At 40.7% G+C, this 11,677-nt stretch carries 11 protein-coding genes and 1 pseudogene; 3 read left to right on the forward strand and 9 right to left on the reverse strand.

Going from position 1 to position 11,677, the window contains the following annotated elements:
* Window positions 1-35: 35 nt before the first annotated feature.
* The 7 genes from ACWKX3_RS22550 to ACWKX3_RS22580 form a co-directional block, all read right to left on the reverse strand.
* Window positions 36-422, reverse strand: coding sequence for a hypothetical protein (locus ACWKX3_RS22550; protein WP_047746555.1), 387 nt, complete (start codon window positions 420-422; stop codon window positions 36-38).
* A 14-nt stretch (window positions 423-436) separates the two neighbouring features.
* Entirely contained in the window at window positions 437-2,311 is a 1,875-nt protein-coding gene (locus ACWKX3_RS22555; protein WP_454542508.1) for a DNA-binding protein, read from the reverse strand.
* The gene (locus tag ACWKX3_RS22560; protein ID WP_454542509.1) at window positions 2,308-3,618 is read right to left on the reverse strand and encodes a tyrosine-type recombinase/integrase; all 1,311 of its coding nucleotides are present in this window, start codon (window positions 3,616-3,618) and stop codon (window positions 2,308-2,310) included. Before ACWKX3_RS22560 ends, ACWKX3_RS22555 begins: the two co-directional genes overlap by 4 nt.
* Entirely contained in the window at window positions 3,611-4,813 is a 1,203-nt protein-coding gene (locus ACWKX3_RS22565; RefSeq protein ID WP_454542510.1) for a tyrosine-type recombinase/integrase, read from the reverse strand. The genes ACWKX3_RS22560 and ACWKX3_RS22565 overlap by 8 nt, the downstream gene beginning before the upstream one ends.
* Before the next feature lie 294 nt (window positions 4,814-5,107).
* On the reverse strand, window positions 5,108-5,407 hold the full coding sequence (locus ACWKX3_RS22570; protein WP_001019190.1) for a hypothetical protein: 300 nt from the start codon (window positions 5,405-5,407) through the stop codon (window positions 5,108-5,110).
* 20 nt (window positions 5,408-5,427) lie between these two features.
* A complete protein-coding gene (locus ACWKX3_RS22575) occupies window positions 5,428-5,634 on the reverse strand; it encodes a helix-turn-helix transcriptional regulator (RefSeq protein WP_000795663.1) in 207 nt (68 codons plus the stop codon).
* Between the two features lie 281 nt (window positions 5,635-5,915).
* Window positions 5,916-6,761 (reverse strand): DUF6387 family protein, encoded by an 846-nt coding sequence (locus tag ACWKX3_RS22580; RefSeq protein ID WP_454542511.1) that lies wholly within the window; start codon window positions 6,759-6,761, stop codon window positions 5,916-5,918.
* A gap of 376 nt (window positions 6,762-7,137) precedes the next feature.
* Here ACWKX3_RS22580 and ACWKX3_RS22585 point away from each other — a divergent pair.
* A pseudogene (locus ACWKX3_RS22585) lies at window positions 7,138-7,753 on the forward strand (Gfo/Idh/MocA family protein); the annotation flags it as partial.
* Window positions 7,754-7,997: 244 nt separating this feature from the next.
* The gene (locus tag ACWKX3_RS22590) at window positions 7,998-8,540 is read left to right on the forward strand and encodes a DUF3916 domain-containing protein (protein ID WP_071599704.1); all 543 of its coding nucleotides are present in this window, start codon (window positions 7,998-8,000) and stop codon (window positions 8,538-8,540) included.
* Between the two features lie 179 nt (window positions 8,541-8,719).
* On the opposite strand, the gene ACWKX3_RS22595 is transcribed toward ACWKX3_RS22590, so the two are convergent.
* On the reverse strand, window positions 8,720-8,911 hold the full coding sequence (locus tag ACWKX3_RS22595; protein WP_252077820.1) for a DUF1272 domain-containing protein: 192 nt from the start codon (window positions 8,909-8,911) through the stop codon (window positions 8,720-8,722).
* 738 nt (window positions 8,912-9,649) lie between these two features.
* A complete protein-coding gene (locus tag ACWKX3_RS22600; RefSeq protein WP_454542512.1) occupies window positions 9,650-10,399 on the reverse strand; it encodes an SDR family NAD(P)-dependent oxidoreductase in 750 nt (249 codons plus the stop codon).
* A 146-nt stretch (window positions 10,400-10,545) separates the two neighbouring features.
* Between ACWKX3_RS22600 and ACWKX3_RS22605 the strand changes: the two genes are divergently transcribed.
* Window positions 10,546-11,451 carry a LysR substrate-binding domain-containing protein gene (locus ACWKX3_RS22605; RefSeq protein ID WP_141114291.1) on the forward strand — a complete coding sequence of 302 codons (906 nt, stop codon included), beginning with the start codon at window positions 10,546-10,548 and terminating at the stop codon, window positions 11,449-11,451.
* Window positions 11,452-11,677 lie beyond the last annotated feature (226 nt).

Genomic DNA, 11,677 nt, shown 5'->3' on the forward strand with positions numbered 1-11,677 from the left:
TATTTAATTTGTCAATAGGTGTAACCTATCAACTATTATTTTTTATTAAATGGCCTATTCAATTGTTCCATAGTGAGACCATGTCTATAAGCATTATACTGCCAATAGCTAAACTGCTCTTTGTATCTATTGTTCTGTTTTTTCAACATTTCATTTTCGGCTTTAAGATTTATTATTTGTTGTGCCGCAATCGTTAAATTAGCTGGCTTTTTAAGGCCAGATTTTTTCAAATTAGACAAATTTTTCTTTGTTCTATATGCTTCAACAACTTCATCATGAGCACTTAAAGATTGCCTTGTGATAGTTCTGTTTAAATTCTTATAAACTGATTCACATAAATCACTCCATGTGATTTTGCCGTCCCAAGTCAATATAATGTGTGTAATTGCCTTTATTTCACTCCTGTTCAAATGTTTTGCCATAAGTATCTCCTATTTTAATTATTCAAAAGCTTATTAATTCTTTCCAGGTTTTTTTCATGGTGTTGCAGCCATTTGTCTGCACCATAATCACCATTTTCATAAGCGGTCTGCGTTATACTCTTCAGTTTTGTTACTTTTTCTCGGATAGATTCAAGTCTAATTCTATCTATTGATTTCATTTCCAGGGTTTCATTATTATATTCTATAAATTCATTGATTTTAGTACAAGGACGAACTAAATAGTTATGCACACAGTAGCCAAATTCTGTTAAGTGAATTGCTCCTTGATTCAGGTTATCAAAATCAACTGTCAATTCATTTGTGGGTATGGACTTCCTTTGACAATAATTTTTCATGCTCAATTTAATAGTTTTGATTTTATCTAACATATCTTCTTCTGACACATGATTATAAACTCTGTTCTGATTCACATTGACACGACCAGACCATTTAGCTATATCCAGTTCAGACATTTCACCATAATGGGCTATTGTGTTTAAAAGATGTCTTGGTTGGTGTGAGCGAATAAGTAGTGGTTGACCTTCAATATCATAATACCCGTGTCGGGCGAAAATATTTTTAAATCCATGCTCATGACGTTTTTTATTTTGTATATCATTAAAAAAGAATCCTTTAGTTGGCTTATGAAATGAGTATATATCAATCATTTGGGATGAAGTAAATTGGCGAGGATTTAATAAACATAATGCATTGCTAAATCTTATGGATTTTTCTTCATCATACCAAGGATAGTCTTTACTGAAACCAGAGATAATCATTACCCATAACTCACTCAATGAATAGTTATAATCATTGGGGTTTAAGAAACTTTTCCCACCATCCAAACTTGTCTTTTTAATTTTTAGAACGCAAGATTTGTGATCATGTAAAGGGTAGCCAAGTGCATGACAAACCTGTATAACTGTCAACTTTGATTTTTCATCAACTTTTGGGCAAAGTTCATGTTGGTAAAATTTATCAGGATATTTTTCGCACCATTGAGCAAACGCCCTTGCATTTTGTGATAAGGAAAGCAATCTTCTAATCGCTTTTTTCGCAACTGGTATCATAACCTGTGGAATCCACTTGATATTAGGGCCATACCCCTTAACCGAATAGAATCTCAGACCATATCTTTCGATACCCTTCTCATCTTTTTGTGTAATCTCACAATCAGCAGGTAAGGCTAAAATCTCAGAAATTCGGCTCGGACAACAAAGCAGAAGTGCAAATACTGCACTGGTGAATTTATCCCTTGGACTCAGTAGCTCATCATTTTTAGAAAAAATATCAGCAATAGCAAGTAATGCCGTTTCATCTGGTAACTTATCGTTTCTGTGATAGTCCTCAATCTCAGGAAGATAGTTGTTTTTGACCTTCTTCTTCACATGGTTTTTCCAGGATATGTATCCTGATTTCACAAGGTTATGTTCACATAGAAATTTTGATATTTTTTCAAGCTGTATCCCACATTGTGCGAGAACATTACCTTCAAAATATTTACTTCCGATTTGCATTGCCTCATCAAAAACAACGGCTGTAACATTATAAATGAGACCACTGTACAGAACTTGCAAAAGAGCCTGTTCGAGACATCTCAAAGCCATCATTGTAGCCCCATAATTTTTCGAGGGTTTCAATGAGTGTTGATATCTGATATATGCTTTTGCAAAATCGAGAAAATCTTCATGCATTGCATCTTTGGAGTTAAATGCTTTATGTCCAACCCCTATCTTTCTAAAGGTTACATACCCTTTCCAGACATATTGTTCCCAATCCTGATTTTGGGTGAGCCCTGAAAGTTGATAGCGGCAAAAATTTATGAATTCATTATAATTGTTTTCTGCTGTAATTTGTTTTTTAGATTTAAATAAAATAATATTACTCATCGGGGATTTACCTCGTCAATATCAACTGGCATAAAGAAAGCACATTCTTCACAAGGAAAATTTACATTTAAATTCTGACTTTGGCATTTTCTCGAAGAGCAAAACTTGAAATTCATCATCTCTTTTGACTTTATTCCATTCATAAAAACTTCAGCGACAAATGATAATTGTTCTGAAACAGCGGAATCAATCCTTTCAACACTCTCAGCAAGATTTTTAATATAAACCCCCGTACTTGAAGTAGAAGAATGATCCAACAATTCAGCTATAGTATTGGCATTATGACCATCCTTAGCCAGCATAGTTGCTATTGTATAACGAAGCCTGCGAGGAGTAGCATTGAGTGGAGATGCTGTACGGTTTGAAATTAACTTCTCAGTATTAACAATATTCTTCAAAGCTCTATTAGCAATTGTTGGTTTTGCGTATATTTTACTAGCCTCCAGGAAGTTAAAATCTATTATGGCTAAATCAAGAAGTTTTTTCTCGTTCAAGAAAACTGGAACATTGCTTTTGGCATGATCATCAAGGGTTTTGCCAAGGGTTTGCTCAACAAGCCTCACGGAATGATTAGCTTGAAGTTGAACAATTGATGCAACCTCTGAGATTATTGGCAGTTCTCGATATTGTAGTTGTTTACCCCTTTGTTTAACTCGTGGTACTGAAATTAAATATTCTACTTTACCATTATCTAAGTTCTTTTGAAGAAGGTCTTTATATTTCAACATAACTAACTGCTGAGGTCTTCTACCGGTAAGACTTATTAATAGCGATATCGCATAATCTGACAATGACAGTTCACCTATGCTATATGCGTGACTCATAGCCTTGATCAAGGAAGTGTGTTCCTCTTTAGTCAGTGGCCCCACAGTTGGATCATCTTGTAATATAGGTTGACCAGATTTTTTTATTCTTAGGTCAAAATGCTTTGCTATTTCAACAGCACTTTCATCTATTCCAGGGTATCCTGATTCAAACCATTTAGTAAAAAATGGTCGTAAAACACGAAATGATGCTGGGGCTTTTGATAATTGCTTATTTTGATATTCAATTAGAACCTTATCATCAATGTAATTAGGAGAAACATTGTTAATAAAATCCTTCATATTTTTAACTATTGTTTTTACATGCAAATGGCTTTTACTACAAAAATAATACTGTAATGTATTCACAAATCCACAAACCAAACTTTTGTTCATAACACATATCAAGTCTCTAATATTGATTCCATGGCTCTCAATCAAAGTGACGATTTTTTGTTCATGAATTGACATTTTATCAGAGTTTTGTTTAATTAAATTATTCATCAAATCCCCCTTTGAATAGTTGCTCTTGCTGCTCAAGTGCAGTTTTTTTCGATAGCTCGAAAATATGCCTGCGATTATAGATTATTGAAGTGTCTGAACCTGGTAGCCATCCCATTAGATAAGAACGGATTTGTTGCTCTTTTTCGTCGGATATGTCCTTAGCCTTATCTATTGTTTTCGAGAACTCATAATTCCATGTGTGTCGTAATTTATGGCCTGTTAATCCACTTAGAAGCGAGGATGATTGACGAACAACACTCACTATCTTATGGTATGAAGAAAATGACAGCGGTTGCCCTTGAGTCTTCCCTTCCTTATAGGTAATAAACAGAAAGTCATGCTTATTAGCATTTTTAACTTTCCTACGATCATTCAAGATATAATCTGAAATTTCATATATAAGGTTCGCATCAGCAATTAATTTCCTCTCACAAGTTTTCACTAATGGCTGATAAACTCGTGGATCTTTTTTATCATTTGCTCTCCTCCTTATTGCTATTGTTGATTCTGCAAAATCTATGTCACCAATTCGCAGATTCAAAAGTTCACCGGCTCTCATGCCAAAGCAATGTAATAACAGGAATATTAAGTTATTTCTTTTTTGTACTGTTTCCGTAAACGGATTCAAGTTACTTCCTGGAGAAAGAATGCCAAACAAAGAATCCAGTTGAGCTTTGTCTAAGCTCTTTTCGATATCCATAACATATTTATCATTGTTTTTTGGTTTCTTTCTTTTTATGTTGTTAATGAAAACAAGTATCTCTTTTATTGTATCTTTCTGACCTGTATGAGAAAGAAGTATATTACATAGCCATTCCAGATAGTTAGCTATTGTTGTAATCCGAAAATACTTAGTTGGTTTTTTGACATTTGAAAAGCAAAAATCATTATCTACGCCATTTTTAAAATTGAATGAAGTAAACTCAATCAAATCATCAATTTCATGAGGAGCCAGAAATATCTTTTTCTGAATTCTTTCATCAATATTGATCTCTTTCCTCATAAAGAATCGATATAACAATGAAATGCTACCGGCAATAACTTTCATTGTCGATATAGACTCTGACCGATTTCTGACTTGTGTTGTTATATACAAATTCGGATAATACAATGGCTCACCAGTTTTTTTATTTACGACATGACAATACCTCTCACCATTTTCCAACATAAACGAATCTACACAAATACTGCTCATATTTTCCTCCTAACTTTACAAAAAGTATAATTCCAATATATTAATAATAAGCATTTTGTAGATTTACAAATTTAATTGAATCATTAGTGTTATTTATTTAAATTAAAACAGTGAGATAGACGATTATTCCTGTCAAATTATCATCTGGTAGATCTAGTATTATTTATGTACACCTAATACTTCGAAAACTATCTCACTGCCTTGCTAATAAACGACAACCAAAATAATGTAATTTATTCTGTAAAGTTTTAAGGTAAATTATGCAGCCAAACTTTACACTTTCATAAAAAGCTCTTAATCCATTAGATATAAAATTATCCGCTTCGCTAGGAGTTTCAATTCATCAGGACATTTAATTAGAGATAACCAAGTCTCGTAAACATATATCTGTTTGCAAGCATTAAGCTCAGAGATCGAGTCTAAAGGTTCTCTCAGATTTCCTACAAGGTACTGACTGAGCCAGTAAATGATTTCTTTATTAAACTCGTTATTAGGTAAGTCATAAATCACTTCTTGGTCAAAGATCTTGTAAAAAAGATCTCCGCATAAATTGCACATATGGTTTTCTTCGCTTACAAATTCTTCGATATTCATAAAACCGCTCCTATGTTCAATTAAGCAACATTATTTCGACTTGTTTCGATAACAGACTGAATCCAGGTATCAATCTCACTTTCAACGAAAGCTACTGCACGACTTCCAATTTTGACAGGAGCAGGAAACTTACCATCGTTGATCAGACGATATATCCAGGCTTTTCCGTAGCCAGTTCGTTCGAGAACTTCTGGTAATCGTATTAGGCGGGTTGCTTGATTTTTCATTTCGTTATCCCTTGTCGTTGCGGTGAAGTCACTATACGAGCAGTTGGGAAAAGAAAAGAGCGAAGCTCCTGAAGCGGAGGTTCTTCGTAGCTATGCAGGATGGTTTTCTCGAAGTTGGTGCCGTACAGAAAAGGGGAACTTGAGAGTAGCTGAAATTCCCCCGTTTTATAGCAAGTGTCAAAATGCCCGGTTTAAAGTAAAAATCGCAAAAAAAAAGCACCATTCACAATGATGCCTTTAGTTAATTTTCACAATTAAAACAAATAGTTATAAATGTAATTCTAATCCGATAGTTTCATTACATCAGAGACTTTCATTTGCTTCAAATGGCTATTTTTGTTCATGAAGTAATGGAATTGTCGGATAAAGTCAGTTGTGCAGGATTTAAGAGCCAAAGGCCTGTCGGTATCTTTGATTTGGCTAGACTGCCTCATTTCGCTTTCTTCGTCATCGTCTGTATATAGCAGTCTGGATAACCTGTCGTCAGAGACACGGATTTTTTTAACGGCTGCCCACACCAGGATATCCAGCATAGGTATCACACGATAACTGATGAGTTTCTTGATAGTTCCATACCCAAAGCGAACTGATTCTAAAGGATCTGGTTCGATACCTTTGATTTTACGCCACTGCGGTAATGCAGCTTTAAGCGACTCTGCAATCTCTTCGTCTGTGCCACTTGCCAAATCAATCTCGAACATGACTGTTCGTGAAAACTGATCTGGCATAATATCTGAAAGTGATTCTTCCCGAAGATCTCTGTTTATTGAATAATTGTCATCACCATCCCAAACAAAACCTCCGCGTTGCATAGCAATGATGCTCGTTTCAGCAAGGCGATCAAGAGTTGTTAGAAAAAAATGGGGAGGCTGAAAAAGTTTGTTGGCAGGAGTCATGTATCCCATTTGCCTTTCTTCAATTAAAAAAGGATTGCCACTGAAAATTTTTGAGAAGTAACCCATAAGAGTTCTGCTCTCAAACTCTTCCCGATACTCCTTAAAGAACAAGTTACGAGCCCATATCTCATGGTAAAACTGGAGCAATGAGAGGTCTTCAAATTTGCGATATGTATCAATCTTAAACCAACTCTTGATGTCTTTTGTGTGCTCTGGTGACCAGTTGTTCAAAATCCATTCTCCACCTATGCTGGTACTGCCCTACGGATAGAATTCAGTTTTGCTGAAAAACTACCGCATTCACTAATCGGTGAACAGCAGATCCTGCTTGCGCAGTTCAGCTACCAGCAGGGAGTTGAACTGAAGAATTTGTTTCCTTTTGATACAATTCTCCAATCCGCTAATCGTGAGAACCCATACCATTACGATTTATGGTTCCTTTTTAGAACCACACATAAAATTCAAAGTTTAAATAATATTAAAAATCAATGGAATGAATAGCTAATTACAGGGACGCCAGCCACCAAACATTCATTCATGATGCATCATGAACCTTCAAAAAGCCTGTAACTTTAATTAGTTACAGGCTTTTATTTTGTTTAAAAATGTCGATGTGGTCTCCGTAGTAACACCTAACCCGTACCACACCGAATCCATCCTCACCGCCCTGCGCCACGGCAAACATGTGCTGGCAGAGAAACCGCTCGCCACTTCGGTACGCGAGTGTGAACTCATCGTGGAGATGGCGCAGCAGCGGGACCTGCTGGTCGGCGTCGATTTCCACAAGCGCTGGGACCCTGCGGTGATGCGCATTAAGGCTGAACTGGAGAAACCGGAAGCCGGACGCATCCTGCGCGGGCATATCAGCATGGACGATGTCATCAGCGTGCCGACGGAGTGGCTGGACTGGGCGGGCGCAAGCTCCCCGGTGTGGTTTCTCGGCTCACACTGCTTTGACCTGGTACGCCACCCCTCCGGCCAAGAAGTGGTGTCGGTGTACGCCACCGGGCATGACGCTCACGCCCAACAGCTATTTCATCAACTACCGCAACGGCGTCGCCAGCGGCTTTGGCATCGATCCGATTAATAATTTTGTCCGTGCGGTCAGGAACAGGTCACCGTACCCGGTCACCGCAGTGGACGGACTGGCGGTCAGCCGGATTTGTGAGGCTGTGCACCGCAGCCTGGTGAGTGGTAAGCCTGAACGCACGATAATGCCATAACTTCAAGGGCTGTATCTTTCTGCTACGCCAGATTGGTAAAGCCCTTAGTCCTGCAAGCCGGATAAAGCGCAGGCATTATTAGAAAGCATGGTCAGCTTTGAGCGAGGAGCCGACATAATTTCTCGCAAGCCGATTGCGGGGCGATAGATTACATGCATAACGATAAGTTGAACAAATTAGGATAGAATGTTCTTGTGTAGGGACACAATTCGAACTGTTTTACGAGCTAAAAAGTAAATTATTCATGAGTAGACGACTTAACAGAGACTATCGAACCAAAATCAGAAATATTCCCCGACGCATCAAAGCTCTTAACCGTTGGGCTAGTACTTTTCACAACCCTGAACGTAGCATTTTCTCAGAAGATGAGCATTACTGGAATTTTAAAATTCCAGTAGACATTAATATCGTTGAGGGGAAATGCAGCACGCTTAAAACCAAAGCGGCTTGTGCGCAAGCTTTGATTAATGCGTGTTCAAACCTCATAACGGCTACTGCTGGTATGAATTACAGCCCTCGAATTACCGCTGTCGTATGTCTTCCTGATATGTTTACAAGTGAGGTCTGTCTTTATCGATCTGAAGAATATTTTCAAGGCTTTATAGCTGAAGATCGTTCTGAAAATGGTGCTTCGGCTTTGATCAAAGATCGTAGCCTGGCAGCTGAGTGGGGGCTCGTTCTTCCTACTAACATACAGGAAATCGGTATCACTCTCGAATATTATGGAAGTGAGGACCGCGATGAGTGGTTTACGGGAGAACGCTGGTATTATGGTCAGGTGACTTGAGGGGGTTGCTTTCATTTGATTAAAAATAAGGCACTTACAAAAAGGGACACTACTTTTGTCTAACGTCCGCCCTTGGCACTATGCAGACGGCTAGCAGAATCACGAAGGTCGTTATGAGCAAGGAGTGAACATAGTTTTCATCTCTACTGTTTATGGTGACGCTGACTGGATGCAGGGTGTCACAGGAGGGATGCTTCGGGGCGTATTGGACGTCGCACCAGTTCCCCTCCACAGTTCGGGCACTGGCCATTAAGCCGTTGGGTCACGCAATCAACACAAAATGTGCATTCAAATGAACAGATGAATGCCTCTTTTGATTCAGGTAGCAGATCTTTATCACAGCATTCGCAATTAGGACGGAGTTCAAGCATGGTGCTCTCTTATTGTTTAAGGGACATCATTGGCTATACCAAAGGCCATCTACCCGTATCACCTTATGCGATAGATGACGCTATTGTTTTTCGCGTGTATTAAATGAGCATGGTCTACAGTCTGGAAAATTCAAGAGAGTGAATTATCCGACAGAAACGCTCACTTCCGGAAACGAACGACAAGCCTATAGCGTCCACCAGAACTTAAACCAGCACGGAAAATCCCGGTCCCAACAATCAACTTAAAAATCAAACAGATAAAAAAATCTCTTCCATATCAACATCATCACCACTCTTTTTTGCGCCTTCCCTTACTCGCAAAAAATCAAAATCTCCAACAAACTCAACCACCTCCCCCACCAATTACAAGGACGCCAGCACCAAAATTCTCCGTCGGTGATTACCAGAGTCATCCGATGAAGTCCTAAGAGCCCGCATGGCGCAAGCCCTGCGGGCTTTTTTGTACCCTAAATTTGTCCCGCGAAGTCCGAAGATAACTAATTAAATCCGAACCTTTTAGGCACCCCATAAAGCTTTATTGTTGTTGAGATACCTAAAACGATGGAAACCCAGCACGAAGTGATTTGCAATCTGCCGTTATGTTTTGTGAGTTGATAAAACCCGTCTGGAATGGCTGGAGCCGTATTGTGCGCTGTCACCCTGTGACGTTAAAACTGCGTGACGCCAGCCGTCCATTGAAAACCGTCGCCTCGGGGGATTTGACGGTTGATATCAGCTTTAAATCTGCGCCATACCGCCATCAACAAACAGCTCTATGGCATTAATAAAACTGGCGGCATCAGACGCCAGAAACGCAACGGCTTTGCCGACCTCCGCTGGCTCACCAATCCGGCCCAACGGAACCTGCGCCGCCAGTGCTTCAAACAGGCCCTGACGCTGTTCCTCGGCAACCAGCCCCCCTAATCCTGGCGTTTTGACCGGTCCCGGACTCACAACATTCACGCGAATACCACGCCCCTGCAAGTCCAGCGCCCACGAGCGAGCAAAGTTTCTCACCGCGGCTTTACTGGCGCTATATACGCTAAAGTTAGCCGTCCCTTTTACCGAAACGGTGGAGCCGGTGAGGATAATGGATGAACCAGCGCCAAGAAGTGGCAGTGCTTTCTGGACGGTGAATAATACCCCACGAACATTAGTCCCGAAAATTCGGTCAAAATGCTCTTCGGATATGGCACCCAGCGGCAGCATATCTCCGCCACCGGCATTAGCAAACAAAATGTCCAGACGTCCCGACTCTTCTGCAATTTGCGCGTAAACCGTATCCAGATCGTCAAGACGTGAGACATCGGCCCGAATCCCCTTCGCCGATGTGCCGATCAACGCGATGGCGGCATCCAGTTCCTGCTGACGACGTCCGGTGATGTAGACTTTTGCCCCCTGCGCCGCCAGTTCCTGAGCACTGGCAAGACCGATTCCTGTGCTGCCACCCGTGACCAGGGCAATTTTGTTTGAAAGTGGTTTACTCATTTTCCATATCCTCGTGTTGTTTCGAATTGGCCATTGTTCAGCCGGTGAACACACTTTAGTCACAGAGGGATTATTGATAAATTAGCAAAAATGGAAAACACTCTTTCTTAATGTGAATAATCAGACATCTCACGGAGAAACAGAACGTGGATCAGTTAATGGCTATGCGCGCGTTTACGCGAGTGGTGGAAACCGGCAATTTTACACGGGCGGCGGATTCACTGAACCTGCCGAATGCCACATTAAGTAAGCTGGTTAAATCACTGGAGGCCCATCTCGGCGTGCGTCTTTTGCATCGTACGACCAGGCGCGTCGTCGCAACACCAGAAGGTCAGGACTATTATGAAAAAGCCTCGCGGGTGCTAATTGATATTGAGGAGATAGACACTTCGTTTAGCGCCTTGCAGAGCAGACCTAAAGGGTATCTGCGTATTGATGTCGGCGGCTCTACCGCACGTGAAGTCCTGATCCCAGCGTTACCGGATTTTTTGCAGCGCTATCCGGAAATCAGAATCGATTTAGGCGTGTCCGATAGGCCGGTGGATCTTATTAGCGGAAATGTGGACTGTGTCATCCGTGGTGGCACTCTCGATGACTCATCGTTGATCGCCCGTCATATTGGTGATGCCCCGATGGTGACCTGCGCTACGCCGGGTTATCTGAAAGCAGCTGGCGTACCTGCGTATCCGGATGAATTAAGAAATGGACATAAGCTGGTGAGCTATTTATCTCCGCTGACGGGAAGAGCCTTTCCTTTTCGCTTTATCGTAGAGGGTGAAATGCGGGAGCTGAAGACGCAGCATCACATCGGGATTAACGAAAGTAATGCGCATTTGGCTGCGGCCATGGCCGGGATGGGAATTATCCAGACCTTTTACTATGCGGCGAAAGATGAACTGAACAACGGCACACTGGTTGAGATCCTACAAGCATGGCGTCCCGCGAGTTATCCTTTTTATGTCGTTTATCCCCAGAACAGGCACATGACGCACCGGTTACGCGTGTTTATTGACTGGATAACCGAGGTGTTCCCTGTGGCACTGCGCAGTTAACGATAAAATATATGAAGAACCTCGACCAATACGCAAAATCCCGCCCCTATCAATTACAAGAACGCCAGCACCAAAATTCTCCATCGGTGATTACCAGAGTCATCCGAGAAAGTTCGAATCTGCTCACTACGTCGGACGTACCCGGCAGAGACACTGTATTTTTATCGCTTCAAAAGCCTGAGTGAGGCGCAGGAAATTACAGCGTGCTGTAACAGCCTCACGAATA

This window comes from Enterobacter sp. UPMP2052 (genome assembly GCF_053709675.1).